Annotated in this window: 6 protein-coding genes; all 6 read left to right on the plus strand. The window is 62.3% G+C overall.

Going from position 1 to position 18,367, the window contains the following annotated elements; all coding sequences use genetic code 11:
* Positions 1-14 precede the first annotated feature (14 nt).
* Complete coding sequence (locus FKZ61_RS13865) at positions 15-713, plus strand: DUF1722 domain-containing protein (protein ID WP_141610726.1); 699 nt, start codon at positions 15-17, stop codon at positions 711-713.
* 354 nt (positions 714-1,067) lie between these two features.
* Positions 1,068-3,914: a helicase-related protein gene (locus FKZ61_RS13870; RefSeq protein ID WP_141610727.1), complete on the plus strand. Its 2,847-nt coding sequence runs from the start codon at positions 1,068-1,070 to the stop codon at positions 3,912-3,914.
* Positions 3,915-4,027: 113 nt separating this feature from the next.
* Positions 4,028-4,402 carry a four helix bundle protein gene (locus FKZ61_RS13875; protein ID WP_141610771.1) on the plus strand — a complete coding sequence of 125 codons (375 nt, stop codon included), beginning with the start codon at positions 4,028-4,030 and terminating at the stop codon, positions 4,400-4,402.
* Positions 4,399-8,928, plus strand: coding sequence for a DNA methyltransferase (locus FKZ61_RS13880; protein WP_141610772.1), 4,530 nt, complete (start codon positions 4,399-4,401; stop codon positions 8,926-8,928). The genes FKZ61_RS13875 and FKZ61_RS13880 overlap by 4 nt, the downstream gene beginning before the upstream one ends.
* A complete protein-coding gene (locus FKZ61_RS13885) occupies positions 8,919-12,719 on the plus strand; it encodes a hypothetical protein (protein ID WP_141610728.1) in 3,801 nt (1,266 codons plus the stop codon). Before FKZ61_RS13880 ends, FKZ61_RS13885 begins: the two co-directional genes overlap by 10 nt.
* Before the next feature lie 197 nt (positions 12,720-12,916).
* Entirely contained in the window at positions 12,917-17,998 is a 5,082-nt protein-coding gene (locus FKZ61_RS13890) for a DEAD/DEAH box helicase (RefSeq protein ID WP_141610729.1), read from the plus strand.
* Positions 17,999-18,367: the final 369 nt, after the last annotated feature.

The following is an 18,367-nucleotide window of genomic DNA, read 5'->3' on the forward strand; positions in this document are numbered from 1 at the left end:
AAGGGAAACCTGTCATGCGCATTTGGGATCTTCACCCCGGCTATCTTGACCGGCAGCGCCTGTTGGGCGAACACCGGGAGCTCCATGGCCTGGCCTCGGTGCATCTGCATGGCAAGAAGGGCTATGCCGCCCACCCCGAGACGCGGCGCTGGGCCGGCTGCCTGGGCGCGCTGGCCGTACGCCACGAGCTGCTGGTGGCGGAGATGGCGCTGCGGGGCTATCGCCACCACTCGCCCCTGCTCATCCAGCCGGATCCCACCTGCTGGCCGGGTTATCTGGACACGCCGGCCCGTCAGTTGGCCCTGCTGGCAGGTAAGTACACCGCCGGGGAACAGGGGCGCATCCCCCTGCCCCGCCATCTCCAACAGGCGTGGGCACAGCACAAGTATTCCGTGCTGGCCCGGGATCCCAACGCCTACCGCTCCTTCGGGCGCCGGGCGGCAGAGCCCCGCAACGCCCTGGACGAGGAGTTCCTCCACGAATTGATCCAACTTTTGCGCCAGCCGCCCACCCGGGGCGGGGTGCAAAACGCCATCGACCACATGTGGGGGCACGTTGCCCAATACGCCACCCCCACAGAACGGCATGCCGCCGGACAGGACCTGGCCACCCGATGGCACCTGACCCAGCGGCTGGCCCGTGACCATGCCGAGGACTACCTCTGGCACTCCACCGCACTGAGCGAGATGACCTTCTGGCTGACGTGGCTGTGACCATCCCGCCTCCATCGTCCCCCCATAGGCGCTCCCCCTGGCGACATTTTCCCCAAAGGGGATAGTTCACAATCGCCGGAGTCGACCCATTAGACGCCGCTGTAAGGGCGCTTGAACGATGCCCCTCAGGCCGGGAAACTACCAGTTGAGAAGAATTTCAGGTATACTCGTGGACATCTATTCACCATCCACGAGCGTGAACCATGCCGCTGTACCGCATCCAACCCAACGAGAGCGTATATCCAATCCCGATGGGAACTTTCGTTCCATACGGGGAAATGCCTCCGGCTTTCGCCCAGAGAAAAGGAATTTCTGTGGGGGGAACAGACTCGCCGCTGCACAGGAGAACACACAATGAACCCCGGCTCCATCGCCAAAGTTCGAGACCGGTTTTGGGTGCTCTTACCCTCCGATGATCCCGAAGTCATTTTGCTGCGCCCGCTGACCGGCGCCACCGACGAGACCGTAGCCCTGCACCGCCGCCTGAGCGAGCTGCTGGGTTACAGCCTACCGACCGAACGCCTGCAGCCGGCCACTTTTCCACCGCCAGAACCAGAACCTCTCGGCGATGCCGGCGGTGCGCGGCTGCTCTGGCAAGCGGCCCGCCTGACCCTGCGTGAGGGTGCCTCCCCGCTGCGGGCGCTGGGGCGCATCTCCATCCGGCCCCGCACCTACCAGTTCGTCCCCTTGCTGATGGCATTGCGACAGGATCCGGTGCGCCTGCTGATCGCCGATGACGTGGGCGTAGGCAAGACCATCGAAGCCCTCCTGATCGCCCGGGAGCTGTGGGAACGGGGCGAGATCCGGCGCCTGGCCGTGCTCTGCCCGCCCTATCTGTGCGACCAGTGGCAGCAAGAGCTGCAGGACAAGTTCAATCTAGAGGCCGTGGTCATCCGCTCCGGCACAGTGCGGCAATTGGAGCGCCACAAGCCGGCCACGGCCACCATCTACGAGCACTATCCGGTGCAGGTCATCAGCATCGACTTCATCAAGACCGAACGCAACCGGCACGCCTTCCTGCAGAACCCGCCCGACCTGGTGATCGTGGATGAGGCCCACGGGGCTACCCAAACCGGCAGTAGCTCCCACCAGCAGCGCCACGACTTCGTCTCCCGCCTGGCGGCCAACCCCACCCGCCATCTGATCCTGCTCACAGCCACCCCGCACAGCGGCATCGAATCCGCCTTCCAGTCTCTGCTGGGGTTGCTCAAGCCAGAGTTCGGCCAGTGGGACATCAACAACATCCCCGATGGGAAGCTGACCGAGCTGGCGCGGCATTTCGTCCAGCGGACCCGGCGGGATATCGAACGTGACTGGGAAGGCGCCATCTGTTTTCCCCGCCGTATCCCCGAAGACCGCACCTACGCGCTTTCCCCGGCCTACCGTGATCTTTTCAACCGGGCCTACGACTTTTGCGCCGAAATTATCCGCACTGGACAAAACCTGGAAGAGCGCCGTCGCCGGGTACGTTACTGGGGCGCGTTGAGCTTACTCCGCTGTGTGATGTCCAGCCCGGCTGCGGCCCTGGCCGCGCTGGAGGTCCGCCATGAGCGCCTGGTCGATCTGGAGGACAACGCGGAAGTAGATTTCCGCGGCTTCGTCTTTGAAGACGACCAGGACCGCACCGAAGACGAGCAACCCACGTCGCTGTTGGAACAGGCCGATTCGGCCCTGGAGGAAGGCGAACGCCGCAGGCTGCGCAGCCTGGGCCGGGCGGCCGCCCAGTTGCTACAGGGCGACGCCGACGCCAAGCGTATTGGGCTGGTGGAAACCGTGGATGAGCTACTGCGCGAGGGCCATCACCCCATCGTCTGGTGCCGCTTTGTGGCCACCGCCGAATACGTGGCCGACGCCCTGCAACAGGCGCTGGCCGCGGCCTATCCCGACCTGGACGTGGCCTGTATCACCGGTCGCCAGGCCGACGAAGAGCGCCGCGCCCGCATTGCCCAAATCCCCGTCGAGCGGCCCCATGTGCTGGTGGCCACCGACTGCCTCTCCGAGGGCATCAACCTGCAGGAGAAGTTCACCGCGGTGGTGCACTACGACCTGCCCTGGAACCCCAACCGCCTGGAGCAGCGCGAAGGCCGGGTGGACCGCTTCGGCCAGACCGCCGAGACGGTCAAGGTGGTGCGCTACTACGGCCGCGACAACCCGGTGGATGGCGTGGTGATCGACGTGCTGCTGGACAAGGCCCGGGAGATCCACCAGACCCTGGGCACCTACGTCCCCGTGCCCGAGGACAGCGAGAGCGTGACCGAAGCCGTACTCAACGCGCTCTTCCTGCGCAGCGGCTACCGACAGGACGCCCAGCAATTGACCTTCGACTTCATCCCCGCGGAAGTCAACGTGTTGCACGCATCCTGGCAACGGGACGCCGAGCGCGAGCGCGTCACCCGCACCCGCTTCGCCCAGCGCGCCCTGAAGCCCAAAGAAGTCCAGCGCGAATTGGAAGCGGCCGACGCCGTGCTCGGCGACCCGAACGCGGTGCGCGATTTCGTGTTGGAGGCGACCAACCGCCTGGGGCTGCCTCTGCTGGCCGACCGCAAGCAGGCCGACGTCTGGCACATCCCGCTCACCGGCCTGCCGCCGAACCTGCCGGACGCAGTCCGCTTTGCCCTGCCCGAAAGCAAGGCCGACCGCTGGACGGTCAGTTTCACCTCGCCCACACCCGCCGGGGCGGCCTACCTGGGACGCAACCACCCCTTCGTGGCTGCGCTGGCACGCTTCATTTTTGAAGCCGCCCTCAACGGCCGGGAGGTCTCCGGGGTGACCCGCTGCGGCGCGCTGGCAGCCGACCTGCCCCAGCCTGCCACCCTCTACCTGCTACGTGTGCGCTATCTGGTCCACCAACCGGGCGGTCAGGAACTGTTCGCCGAAGAGGTGCGGGTGCTGGGGCGCACCGCCGATAGCTGGCTGGACGAAGCCGCGGCCCTGGACCTGCTGAACGCCCAGCCCGCCGCCAACCTGCCCGCGGACGAAAAGCGTCGGGCCGTGGCGCAGGCACTCCAGTCCTGGGACGGCTTGCAGCCCGAGGTCGAAGTGCGCCTCCAGAACCGCGCGGCCGAATTGGCCGAGGCCCACAAACGGGTGCGCCGGGCCATGAAAGCCGGGGTCCGCGGCCTGCGCGTGGAGCCGAAACGACCCGCCGACCTGCTGGGCGTGCTGGTCCTGTTGCCGGCGGATGAGAGGGGGAGAGCATGAGAGCATGGGAGCGGGAGAGGGGGAGAGGGGGAGAGCGGGAGAGCAGGAGAGCAGGAGAGTATGGGAGCGGGAGAGCAGGAGAGTATGAGAGGGGGAGAGGGGGAGGAGGGCTGATGGCGAAGATTCGGGATCATCGGGAATTGGTGGTCTGGCAGAAGGCGATGGATGCCGCCATGCAGGTCTTCGAAGTCACGCGTGCTTTTCCGCTCGAAGAGCGCTACTCGCTGACCGACCAGATGCGCCGCGCCTCACGTTCGGTGGCCGCCCAGATCGCCGAAGGCTGGCGCCGACGCCGCTATCGCGCGGCTTTCATCAACAAACTGAGCGAAGCCGAAGGGGAAGCCGCCGAGATGCAAACGCATATCGAAATTGCCCGCCGCTGCGGCTACCTCAGCGACCCGGTGGCGGCGGAGCTGGACACCGTTTACAATGAAATTCTTTCCATGCTCGTCAGCATGAGCAAGCACATCGAAAAATGGACGCCATGACTTCTCGCGCTATCAATCTCTCCTCCTCGCCCACTCTCAAGCTCTCCTCCTCTCCCGCTCTTCGCATCGAAGGCGGCCTGCTCGGCCCCGACGTCCTCGAGGCCCTGGCCCACGGCGATCTGCCTGGCCAGAAGCCGGCCGACTTCGGCCTGCCGGCCAACCGATCCCTGACTGAGGAGATCGCCGCGGCCTTCAACGACGCCCGCGCCCAGTGGGGGGTCTTCCAGAACCGGCTGGAGCGCCTGCCCGAAAACGAAACCGGCACCTCCGAGACGCGTGAGTTCTGGGTCATCCCCCTGCTGCGCCTGCTGGGCTATAGCTTGCAATACCGTCCGCGCGCCCTGGAGGTGGATGGGGCGACGTTTGCCATCTCGCACATCGTTGAATCGGAGAAATCGGAGAAATCGGAGAACGGGAGAGCACGAGAGCATGAGAGCACGAGAGACCGAGTCTCACGCTCTCACGCTCTCACCCTCTCACGCTCTCATCCTCTCACGCTCTCACCCTCTCACCCTCTCATCCCGGTGCACATCGTCAGCGCCCGGCAGGAACTCGGCCGCGTAGCGCCCTCCGGCCGCCCGCGCCTCTCGCCCCACGCCCTGGTGCAGGAATACCTCAACCGCACCGACGACGCCCTCTGGGGGCTGGTGACCAACGGCCTGATCCTGCGCCTGCTGCGCGATTCGACCTACGTCCGCCGCCAGGCCTACATCGAGTTTGACCTGCAGGCCATCATCGAAGAAGACCGCTTCGCCGACTTTGCCCTGCTCTACCGTCTGTTGCACCGCACCCGCCTGCCGGCCGACGGCGCGGCCCCCGAAGACTGCCTGCTGGAAACCTATTACCAGCAGGCCATCGAACAGGGCGGCCGCGTGCGCGAGCACCTGCGCGACGGCGTGGAGCAGGCCATCCAGATCCTGGCCAACGGCTTCCTCACACACCCGGCGAATGAGTCCCTGCGGGAGAGCATGAGAACAAGAGAGCAGGAGAGCACGAGCCTCCCGCTCTACCAGCAGCTCCTGCGCCTGATCTACCGCCTGCTCTTCCTGCTGGTCTCCGAAGAGCGCGGCCTGATGGGCGGGAACCCGCTCTACCGCGAGCATTACGGGATCAGCCGCCTGCGCCGCCTGACCGAACAGCGCGCGGCCTGGACCGACGACGTGGATCTGTGGCACAGCCTGCGCGCCCTCTGGGAAATTTTGTGCGACGAGGAAATGGCCGCCCTGTTGGACGTGCCGCCGCTCAACGGCGAACTCTTCGCCGAACTTAACCTGCTGGACAACGCCGTCCTCGCCAACCGCGACCTGCTGGCCGCCCTCTGGCATTTGACCTGGTACCAGGAAGACCGCAGCGCACCCCCGCGGCGGGTCAATTACGCCGCCCTGGATACCGAAGAACTGGGCTCGGTCTACGAGAGTTTGCTCGATTACCACCCGGCGGTGACCTTCGACGCCGCCGGCCGTCCGCGCTTTGAACTGGCCCCCGGCTCGGAGCGCAAGTCCACAGGCTCCTACTACACCCCGCCACAACTGGTGGCCGAACTGGTGCGCAGCGCGCTGGAGCCGGTGATTGCTGAGCGATTGAGAGCGGGAGAACGGGAGTCTTACGATCTCAACCTCTCACGCTCTCAACCTCCCAACCTCTCCCGTTCTCAAGCTCTCGAAAGAGCGCTGCTCTCCATCAAAGTCTGCGACCCGGCCTGCGGCTCCGGCCACTTTTTACTGGCCGCCGCCCGCCGCCTGGGGCTGGAACTGGCCCGCATCCGCAGCGGCGAAGAGCAACCCGCGCCGGAGCGCGTGCGCGAGGCCACCCGCGACGTGATCGCCCACTGCATCTACGGTGTGGACCGCAACCCGCTGGCGGTGGAACTTTGCCGCGTGGCCCTCTGGCTGGAAAGCCACGCCGCGGGCAAGCCGCTCACCTTCCTCGACCACCGCATCAAGTGCGGCGACTCGCTGGTCGGCGTCTTTGACCTGGAAGCCCTCAAAGATGGCCTCCCCGATGACGCCTTCCAGCCGGTCAGCGACGACGACCGCAAAATTGCCGCGTCCCTGAAGAAGCAGAACAAACAGGAGCGCGAAGGCCAGCTGGGCCTCTTTGGTTGGAACCTGGACCTTAACCTGGAGGGCCTGGCGCAGCGCGCCGCCGAACTGGATGCCATCGCCGACGACTCGCCCGAAGCCGTGCGCCGCAAACGCGCCCTTTACGAAGCCCGCTTTGCCGACCCGGACTGGGAGCGCCAGAAACTGGCCTGCGACCTGTGGACCGCGGCCTTCTTCCAACCCTACTCCCGCTCTCACGCTCTCCCGCCCTCAACCGCTCCCATCACCACCGACGCCGTCCGCCGTGCGTTGTCCGGGCAGGGCGGCCTCCCGCCGCAGACCGTCGGCCTGGCGCAGGCTCTGGCCGCCGAGCATCGCTTCTTCCACTGGCCGCTAGAATTCCCAGAGATCTTCGCAGAGCACGAGAGCGGGAGAGCGGGAGATCATGAGTCTCACCCTCTCCACCGCTCATCCTCTCCGGCTCTCCCGCTCTCCCGCTCGCCAGGTTTCGATGTCGTCCTCGGCAACCCGCCCTGGGAGCAAATTCAACTGGAAGAACAGGAATTCTTCGCTCCGCGCGACGCCCGCATCGCCAGCGCGCCCAACGCCGCCGCCCGCAAACGCCTGATCCAGAAGCTGCCGCAGACGGACCCGGCCCTCTGGGCGGCGTATCAGCAGGCCCTGCAGGCCGCCGAGAGCGTCAGCCGCTTTTTGCGTGGCTCCGGGCAGTATCCCTTCACCGGCCGCGGCCGTATCAACACCTACTCGGTCTTCGCCGAGCGCGCCCGTGCTTTGCTGGCTCCGCAGGGCCGGGCCGGGATCATCGTGCCCACCGGCATCGCCACCGACGCCACCAACCAGTACTTCTTCGCCGACCTGGTGGAAAAGGGGCAGCTGGCCAGCCTGTTTGACTTCGAGAACCGCGAAGCCATCTTCCCCGGCGTGCACCGCAGTTACAAATTCAGCCTGCTCACGCTTTCTGGAGAGCACGAGAGCACGAGAACACGAGAGCATGAGTCTCCCGCTCTCCCGCTCTCGACCTCTCAACCTCTCACCTTCTCGTTTTTCGCCACCAACACCGCCCACCTGCGCGACCCGCGCCGCGTCTTCAGCCTGACCGCCGAAGACATCGCCCGCATCAACCCCAACACGCGCACCCTGCCGGTCTTCCGCACCCGGCAAGATGCCGAACTGACCCGCGCCATCTACCGGCGCGTGCCGGTGCTGATCAACGAGCGGACGGGCGAGAACCCCTGGAGCATTAAGTTCAGACAGGGGCTGTTCAACATGTCTTCCGACTCGCACCTCTTCCGCACGCGGGCCGAACTGGAAGCCCAGGGCTACCGACTGGTGGGGAACGTCTTTGTAAGAACGGGAGATCACGAGAGCCTGAGAGCACGAGAGCACGAGTCTCCCGCACTCTCGCTCTCCCCCTCTCCCGCTCTCTACTACCTGCCGCTTTACGAAGCCAAGATGATCTGGCACTACGACCACCGCTACGGCACCTACGAAGGCGTCACCTCGCGCTCCAGCACGCACCTGCCGACCCCCGGCGAGCGCGAACATGCCGACCCGGACTTCGTCGTCCAGCCCTGGTACTGGGTGGATGCCGCCGAAGTGCAGGCCCGCCTGGGCGATTGGAAGCGCGGCTGGCTGCTGGGGTTCCGCAAGACAGCACGTGCAACTGATGAACGAACAGTGATCGCGAATACACTGAATTTAGTAGGTGTCGGCGACAAGGCTCCTTTGCTGTTTCCAGACCTGGACCCTTGCTATGTCCCATTACTTTTGGCGAACTTAAATGCGCTCGTACTAGATTTTGTTGCTCGGAATAAAGTGGGCGGGACAGATATTTCGCACTTCTACATGAAGCAATTCCCCGTCCTCCCACCCTCCGCCTACACCGCCGCCGACCTGCGCTTCATCGTCCCGCGCGTGCTCGAACTGACTTACACCGCCTGGGACCTCAAGCCCTTCGCCGACGACGTCTGGCGCGACGCCGACGACGACCTGCGGGCCGCGATCTTGCAGCAGGTGGAAGCGCATGAGAGCAAGAGAGCGGGAGAGCACGAGAGCACGAGAGCACGAGAGTACGAGAGCACGAGTCTCCCGCTCTCGACCTCTCAACCTCTCAAACTCCCGCCCTTCAAGTGGGATGAAAGCCGCCGCGCCCGGCTGCAGGCCGAACTGGACGCCTACTACGCCCGCCTCTACGGCCTGACGCGCAAGCAGCTGCGCTACATCCTCGACCCGGCCGACCTAACCGAAAAGGAACTGGAAGACATCCTCGACCCGTGGGAAGAAGTCGCCGACCCGCTCGACCCGGCCGGGTATGAAGCGCGGGTGGCGGCCAGCGACTTCCCCGGCGAGACCTTCCGCGTCCTCAAAGACAAAGAACTCCGCGCCTACGGCGAATACCATACCCGGCGGCTGGTGCTGGAGGCATGGGAGAGATTATCGCAAGGAGGCTCGCGATGCCCGTAACTGCAACACAGATTCAGCAATGGGCCGAGACCAGAGAAGCCCAAGGAAGCCTGCCAGTTCTGGTGCGAAAACTCATCCAGGCAACCAGTGGGCGTCTCGTATACATTGACTTTCCTGCGGGGGATTCCGTTGGGCAGCCCGGCTGGGATGGCGAAGTGGAGAGTGACGGCCAAAGCCCCTGGGTTCCGCAAGGAAAATCCTTTTGGGAGCTGAGCTGCGAGGCGCAACCAACTCGGAAAGCTAACAGGGATTACGAGAAGAGGACAAGGGGCACTCCAGGGCCTGAGCGCTCCAACGCAACACTCGTGTTCGTTACCGCGCGCCGATGGACGACCAAGAACAGGTGGCGTCAAGAGAAACGCGAGGCGGGTGAGTGGAAAGAGGTTCGCGCTTATGACGCCGACGACCTGGAGCAGTGGCTCGAACAGGCTCCGGCTGTGGCGTTGTGGTTTGCGGAAACGCTTAGAATGACAGGGCCAGGCGTAGAAAGTCTGGAGCGGCACTGGCGCACTTGGTCCCAGCAATCCGACCCGCCGATTTCTCCTGAGGCACTTTTCGCCGATCGAGAGAACACTCGTGAACAACTCATCCATGAACTGCGAGAACATTTTGAGAAAGGAAAAACTGCACCATTGACGGTTCGTGCCGATAGTGTAGAAGAAGCTGCAGCATTTGTCTGTGCAGCCATTCTTTCTGATGAAGATTGGGCATCGAGTGGTCTCGTAGTTACCGAGCCTGACGGCTGGCGATTTGTTGACGCGAATCACGCTCTTAAAGTTGCTGTGGCAGCACGGCCAGAAGTCGCAGCAAGACCTATCATTCGACGAGGTTTAGTTGTGGTGATCCCTTACGCATCGGGCGATATGATGCAACACTATGGTGGGAGTGCAGCGAATCGGCCTGACACGGATCTTGTGCTTGAACGCCCACGTCGTTCGGAGTTTGAGAAAGCGCTGGTAGAACTCGGATTGGATAAAGCGGAGGCTGAACGGCTCACAGTAAGCACAGGCAGGTCTTGGTCAGTCTTTCGACGCCATCGCACAACAAATCCGGCTATCCGGAGACCCAAATGGCTTGAGAGGCCCCAGGCGGCAGCTCTAACTACCATTTGCCTTCTGGGAGCGTGGAAAGGCGATAATACCGAAGACCGGGCAATTGTGAGCAGGTTGGCAGGCCGCCTTTATGAGGATGTCGAGAGAGAGCTCCGATATCTTGCACAAGTGGACGACCCTCCTGTTCTTCAAATTGGTACAGTGTGGAAAGCCAAGGCTCCGATCGAACTTCTCCACCTCTTTGGTGAACGTATCACTAGCGACGAACTGGACCGGTTCTTCAAGATCGCTTACGATGTGCTTACCGCGCCAGATCCAGTGCTGGACTTGCCGGAAGAAGAGCGCTACGCTGCTCAAGTTTACGGCAAAGTGCGGCCTCAATCTGACATCCTGATTGACGCCCTCTGTGACACGCTGATCAAACTGGCGGTCAGAGGCCCCATTCTGCCATCGCTGCAGGCTCTCGACATCGAAGGACGTGTTGCCAGACTTGTGTACAATCTTCTCTACGACGCAGATAAGGTTCGATGGCTCTCGCTCTCCCCCTTTTTGCATCCTTTGGCTGAAGCGGCGCCGGAAACTTTCTTGCGTGCCGTAGAACATAGCCTAAACAAGCCGGATCAGCCTGTAACCTACCTGCTTCGAGAAACAAGCGATTCTGCTTTATTTGGACGATGCTGGCATTCAACATTGCTTTGGGCACTCGAAACTCTTGCCTGGACTCCTCAGTTTCTGACGCGTGTAATGTTGATTCTCGCTCAACTTGCTCACATTGAGATAAAGGGGAATTGGGCAAACACACCTCTAAATTCACTTATCGGTATCTTCCGGTCATGGTTTCCTCAGACGGCAGCATCTCTCGACGAACGCATTAAAATTCTCGATGTACTCGTCGAGAAGGAACCCGACATAGCCTTTGAGTTGCTGGATAAACTGACACAGATCGACCATGACGTAGCGATCCCCGCAGCACGACCTAAGTGGCGAGACTACGATACAGGTGTTGGCCGGGGAGTACCCCGGGAAGAAGTTTTCAAGATGGTTCATGCTGCAGCGGACCGGATGCTCTTGCTTGCAAAGGGCCATCCCAATCGCGTGGCGCGTCTCATTGAGAAGGCGAGTGTGTTCAATGAAGACCGCCTCAATAGTGTACTTGGCCTCGCAGCGGAATTTGCCAATTCTGAGGATGACGAGGCAAGAGAGGTGGTGAGGGCCGCCTTGCGAAAAACCATTCACTGGCACCGCAACTACGACAGAACTTCTGAACCAGTCCTAAATGCGAAGCTCAAGCCTTTCGAAGAGTTGTACGAGAGGCTCGCTCCACGGGACCCTATCATACGCCATCGCTGGCTATTTGCCGAAAGCCATCCAGATCTACCGGCCCGCGTACGTGATGATTACACAGCAATGATTCAACAATTGGAGACTGAGCGCGTTCAGGCGCTGCAACAAATCTATCGCGAGCTGGAAATGGTTGGTATTGAAAAACTCGTTGCAACATGTCCGGGTGAACCATGGGTTGGCATTGCATTGGCTAAGCTTGGTCTGGCAATAAACACGCTGGCCGAATGGATTCTCAATAGAAGTTCCGACCTTACAGACCGCGATCCGCAGAGAGTCACCATCCGTGGATTGCTACAAAGTTTGCCGCAGACTCAGGCCATTGAACTGATTCAAATCGTTTTACAAGAAGCAGACAACCAGCACTGGCCTCCTGAAAAGACAGCGCGCTTCCTGACATTAGCAAGTCCGGAGAAAGCCACATGGGATATCGCCGCTTCTTGCGGAAGTGAGGTAGAAAAGGCTTATTGGAGCCAGGTCCCGGTATTCTGGTTACGTGGAGAGGAGGAAGATCCTGAGTTCCCGCTACGCCGCCTTCTCGAAGTGGAACGGCCACGGACAGCACTTCAGGTATGCCGCCTTGTCTTGGACAAAGTTGACCCTTACCTAATTGCCGATGTTCTTGAGCAAATACTTCATGGCAAAGAGATGAATGAGCCTCGTCTTAATTCATGGGACATCGGCCAGGCTATTGAACGCCTCGAAACATCTGGTGTTATTGAGAAAAATCGCTTAGTTTTACTCGAGTTCCAGGCAATCCCACTACTCGGTTCCGAGGGCGAGCAACAAGCGAAAACACTTTACGCTACACTCATGTCAGATCCAGCCCTGTTGTGTGAACTGATTTGCATGCTCTACAAACCCAAACACAGAGAGCGCGAGGAACCGCTGAGCGAGATGAGACAATCTGCCGCAAAAATTGCTGGGATAGTTTTGCATAATTGTCGTATCCTTCCAGGCACTCAACCTGATGGGACGGTTGATGAAGAGGCGTTCTTTGATTTCATCAACGAGGTAAGAAGGCTCTGCCGCGAGAAAGATCGGCTAGAAGTATGCGACCAGACACTTGGCCAAATTCTGGCGCATTCCCCAGTTGGGCAGGATGGGATCTGGCCTTTTGAACCCACAAGGAAGATTCTGGACCGCCCTGACTTCGAAGACATGCGCCGAGGCTTCGTTATAGGGACGCTCAACAAACGTGGCGTAACGATACGCACTCTCGACGAAGGCGGCACTCAAGAGCGCGAGCTCGCGGCCAAGTATCGAGCCTACGCAAATGCTTTAAGAACATCACACCCGAACTTAGCGGCAGCCATCGACGAAATCGCTCACTCGTATGAGCAGGAGAGTAAGTGTGAAGACTTGGATGCTCGCATGCACCGGGAGGGAGTAAGGTGAACACAGAAACGGCCTCACTCCTCTTGTGGGCTTCTCCCCGTGCTGAAGGAGAAGGAACTGCGGGAGTACAAGACACGAAAGCTGGTGCTGGAGGCGTGGGAGCGGCTGGCGGCTACCGCCACGGATGACTGATCGCGCAACTGAGCTGCAAAAGCGCAGGCCGTCTTTGACTTTCTGCATACACGAGGAGCTATTTGATGACCATCTTCGATCTGCACGCAGCCGTTCTGGACGACTACAAAGACTTCGTGCGCTCCTTCATCCACATCGCCGACCCGCGCATCCGCGATTTCGTGGATGCGGCCCTGCAAGACCAGGCGCACCTCTGGCCCGACTTTTTGCTGCAGGTCAGCCCGGACTACGTCCGCGAGGCCAATGTGGACGATCTGGCGGACCGGGGCGTGCTGCACCCGAAAACGGCCCAGATCTTCCGCACACCTCAGGCCGCGCCCTATCACCTCTACAGACATCAGGTGCAGGCCATCGAAAAGGCCCGGGCCGGGCGCAGTTACGTGGTCACCAGCGGCACCGGCTCCGGCAAGAGCCTGACCTACTTCCTGCCCATCGTGGACTACGTGTTGCGGCAGGGCGACCTACGCGATCGAACCGTGGCCCTCATCATCTACCCGATGAACGCCCTGGTCAATTCCCAGCTCCAGGCCCTGGAGACCCTCAAGCAGAGCTACGAAAGGCGCATGGGGCACCCTTTCCCGGTCACCTTTGCCCGCTACACCGGCGAAACCCGGGACGAAGAGCGCCAGGCCATCCGCCAGCACCCGCCGCATATCATCCTGACCAACTACATGATGGCCGAACTGATGTTGGTCCGCCCCGAAGATCAGCGCTTCCTGAAGGCCGCCGGGGGCGAGCTGCGCTTCCTGGTCTTCGACGAATTGCACACCTACAGCGGGCGGCAGGGCGCGGACGTGGCCATGCTCATCCGCCGTCTCAAGGAACGCGCCGCCGCCCCGGACCTGATCCACATCGGCACCTCGGCCACCATGGTGGCGGGGAAACAGTCCACGCCGGCCCAACGGCGGGCCACCGTGGCCGATTTTGCCGGCCGCCTCTTCGGGCACCCCTTCCAGGCGGATGACGTCATCGAGGAAACCCTGGAACCGTACACCCGTGGCGGCTTGCCCACCCCCGAGGAGCTGCGCGACGCCCTGCACAACATCAACGCAGACCCCACCCTGGCACCCGCACCGGCGGCATTCCGCGCCCATCCGCTCTCACGCTGGATCGAGCATGCCTTCGGCCTGGAAACCGATGCAGAAGGCGGGTACCGCCGCCGGGTACCTCGCAGCATTCCCAGCGCGGCAGAGGAGTTGGCAGCGTTGACCGGGGTAGATGCCAGGTCTTGCGCAGATGCCTTGACCCGCTGGCTGAAGATCGGCGGCCAATTGCAAGGGGAAGACGGCGGCCGCGCCTTTGCCATCAAGCTCCACCAGTTCATCTCCCAGGGACGGGCGCTGTTTGCCACGCTGGAGCCGCCCGATGTGCGCGACCTCTCCATGGAAGGACAGTACTATGGCGCGGATGATCGCCTCTATTACCCCCTCAGGTTCTGTCGGCATTGTGGCCAGGAATATTATCACGTCCGCAAGGGCGAACGCGGCTTCGCGCCCCACCCGCTCGGCTACGGTGAAGCCGGGAACGAGGAGGAGAGCCAGGCCGGTTACCTGATGCTCGCCCCGGCCGACGACTGGACGGAAGACCTGCTGCCAGACGACTGGCGCGATGCCCGCGGTCGCATTTCCAGCACCTACCGCAATCGGGTACCCCAACCGTACTGGGTGCGCCCCAACGGCGAAGCCGGCACACGACCCGATACTGGCGCCATCCGGGTCTGGTTTCAGCCCGAGCCCTTTTCCATCTGCCAAAACTGTGGCGAATACTACACCGCGCGGGAAAATGAATTCCGCAAACTGGCCACGCTGTCCAGCGAGGCCCGTTCCAGCGCCACCACCGTGCTGGCCGTCTCCGTCCTGCGGCACGCGGCTTCCATGGCGGAAGTGCGCGATAAATTGCTCTCGTTTACCGACAACCGCCAGGACGCCGCGCTGCAGGCCGGTCACTTCAATGACTTTGTCCACCGCGCCGTGCTGCGCGCTGCGCTGATGGCCGCCCTGCAGGCCCGAGAGGTGCTGGACGCGGCCGAAGTTGCCCCGCAAACCGTGGCCTACAGCGCGCTGAGATTGCCCGACATTGCCCGCAACAGCGGTTTGAGAGACGATACAGAGGCTGCCAATCAGGTGTGGCGGGTTTTCACCGAATGGGTGGATTATCTGCTCTTCGCCGACCTCAAACGCGGCTGGCGAGTGGTACAGCCCAATCTGGAAGAACTGGGGCTGCTGGAAATTACCTATCGCGGCCTGAACGCGCTGGCTGCTGACGAAAATTCCTGGAATTTTTCACCGGCCTGGATGGGCCTATCCCCCGCTGAACGGGAAGAGATCCTGCGGACCATTCTGGACTACTTCCGCCGCAAACTGGCGATCAATGCGCGTGTCCTGCAGCGGGAACGCCAGGATGAGATGCGCCGCCGCTGTGAACAGCATCTCAACGAGTTCTGGGGGCCTGATCCCGACGACCGTAGCCTGGAATCGGCTACCTGGTTTGCACTCAACGCGACGGCCGGCCGCTGGACCGGCTTCAGCCTGGGACCCCGCAGCGCGGTTGCTCGCTACTTGCGCCGCCGGCTCGGTATCACCTCAGACGAATACCAGGCCTTCCTGCCCCATCTGCTCGACCTGCTGGTCGGCCACGGTCTGCTTGAACGCACCGTGAAAGGAGAAGAACAGCGATATCAGGTCAACACCAGCAGCCTCATCTGGAAGGCCGGCACCGGGCAGCCACGCCGGGATGAATTCTTTGCCCGCCGCGTCGAAGATCAGGCCTATGTGATGGTGGAACGGCGCAGCAACGAGTTCTTCCGACGCTTCTATCGGACAGCGGCCGCCAACCTGGCTGCCATGGAAGCCAGAGAGCACACCGCCCAGGTGGTGGCCGCGGGCGAGCGCGAGCGCCGCGAGCGCCGCTTCCGCTGGGCAGAGGAAGATACCGCCAAAGAGGCCGAACTGGGGCGACGTTTGCCTTACCTGGTCTGTTCGCCGACCATGGAACTGGGCATCGACATCGCTGATCTGGACGTGGTGCACATGCGCAATGTACCACCGACCCCGGCCAACTACGCCCAGCGCAGCGGCCGAGCCGGCCGTCAGGGCCAGGCCGGGCTGATCTTGACCTACTGTGGCGCGTTCAACACCCACGACCAGTACTTCTTCCGCCACCGGGAGGAGATGGTGGCCGGGAGCGTGCGGCCACCTCAACTGGAACTGGCCAACGAGGCCCTGCTCCAGGCCCACATCCACGCCATGTGGCTGGCCGAGGTCGGTCTACCACTCAGACAATCGATTGAGGAAGTCATCGACACGGCTGACCTGGAGAATCTGGCCTTGCATCCCACGGTGGCCACCGAGATCCGGCTGAAGCCGGCACGGCTGGACCGCCTGGCCGAACGGGTAGCGCAGATGTTGCACGCCGATTGGCCAGCCTTGCGGGCTGTGCCAGAACTGAATCGCGTCTGGATCCGCCGCTGTCTGGACGAAGCCGCAGAGCAGTTCGATCGGGCCTTCGACCGCTGGCGAGAACTTTTCCGCACTGCCACCCTGCAACTCCAGCAGGCACAGCACCAAATGATGAACGCGCGCAAGGGTGCAGATCTGCAGGCAGCACAGCGGCTGCAGCAGGAAGCCCTGCGCCAGCGCAGCCTGCTGCTCCAGATAGACGTCGGCCGGGAAGAGAGCGACTTCTACCCCTATCGCTACCTGGCCAGCGAAGGCTTCCTGCCCGGCTACAACTTCCCGGCGCTGCCCATCCGCGCCTGGGTGCCCCGGGGCGCGCAAGGCGAATACATCCCGCGGCCGCGCTTCCTGGCCATCCGCGAATTCGCCCCCGGCAACTTCATCTACCACGAAGGAGCCCAATGGGAGGTCGTCGGTTTTCAGACACCGCCGGGAGGTTTGCAGGAGCGAGTCGTGGAACGGCGGATCTGCCGGGTCTGTGGCACCTTCAGCGAGCTGGGCGCGGACCTGTGCCCCGGCTGCGGCACCCAGATGGATGCCAGCCACACCCCGCTCTTCCGGTTGTTGGAGATGCCGGACGTGCGCACCCGGCGCCGCAGCAGCATTACATCCAACGAGGAGGAACGTCGTCGTCGTGGCTACGAGATCGAGACCGCCTATCGCTTCGCACTACGCGAAAATGGTCAGCCACGCGTTCAGGAGGCTGATGTCCTCGTCCAGGACGAGCCTGTGTTTCGGCTGGTCTATGCCCCGGCAGCCACGCTGTTGCGCATCAACCACGGCCCCCGGGGATCGAACATCCCCGGCTTCACCGTCGATGTAGATAACGGCGAATGGCTGCGCTCGCCGGAGGAAGCCCACAAAGCCAAACAACCGCGCAATCTGGACCATGTACGCCTGTTCGTGCGTAACACACGCAACCTGTTGCTCCTCCGTCCTGTGGACCCGGAGATGTTCGCCGAACGTCCCCGTGTAACCACCCTGCTCCATGCCTTGCAGCGCGGCCTGGAAGCCGCCTTCCAGCTCGATGAGAGCGAACTGGCCGCCGAGATCATCGGGGAAGGCGAACACCAGGCCATCCTTTTCTACGAGACATCCGAAGGTGGGAGCGGTGTGCTGCGTCGCCTGGTGGACGAGCCAAGCTCCCTGGCCCAGATCGCAGGTGAAGCGCTGGATCGTTTACACTTCGACCATACTGGTCAGGATAAGAACCCCGATTGTGTGGCCGCCTGTTATGAATGTCTCCTCAGCTACCGCAACCAAACTGATGCCCCCTGGCTCAACCGCCGCAGCGTTCGGGAATTGTTACTTGCCTTGACGGAAAGCGTTGTAGAACCGGGGATAGCCGGACGCAGCCGCCGCGAGCATCTCCAGTGGTTGCGCTCCCTGACCGACCCGCAATCCCGACTGGAACTGGATTTCCTGGACGCCCTCGAACGCGGCGGCTATCGCCTGCCGGATGACGCCCAGCGCGGAATCGAAGATCCACGCTGCAACGTGGACTTCTTCTACGAACCCAATGTGTGCGTCTTTCTCAATGGCAGCGTGCATGACACGCCATCTCAGCGCACCGTGGATGAAACTTTGCACCGGGAGTTAGAGGCACGAGGCTACAAAGTCATTGTCATCCGTTATGATGACGACTTACAGGCCGAAATCCGCAAGCACCCGGAGGTATTTGGTGTCCGGTAGAGAAGTTTTCGGAATGCTCTGAAATGCGCTGAGGAACATGGCCTTCTGGCCGACGTGCCTGTCGCCATCTTGGGGACCCATCCCACCGGCACCGGTCCCCAAGATGGACAGGCCGCGAAAATTCCTCCCCGCCATCAGCCTCTCACCCCCCTATCGCCCTTTGCCGGCGCTGCCTCCAGCGTGGCCGGAGCCACGCCCCCACGGCCTGGCGACATGTCTCCATTGTCCCCATTGGGTATAGTTCAAGATCATCGGGATTCGCCCATCGGACGCCGCTGTAGGGGCGCTGCTTGCTGCGCCCGCCTTTTCCCCATTTCAAGTCTTGACCCTGTAGTATGGTACAGGGTGTAAACTGGCCTGCAGGTGTCC

The sequence above is a fragment of the Litorilinea aerophila genome (assembly GCF_006569185.2).
Classification (GTDB): Bacteria; Chloroflexota; Anaerolineae; order Caldilineales; family Caldilineaceae; genus Litorilinea; species Litorilinea aerophila.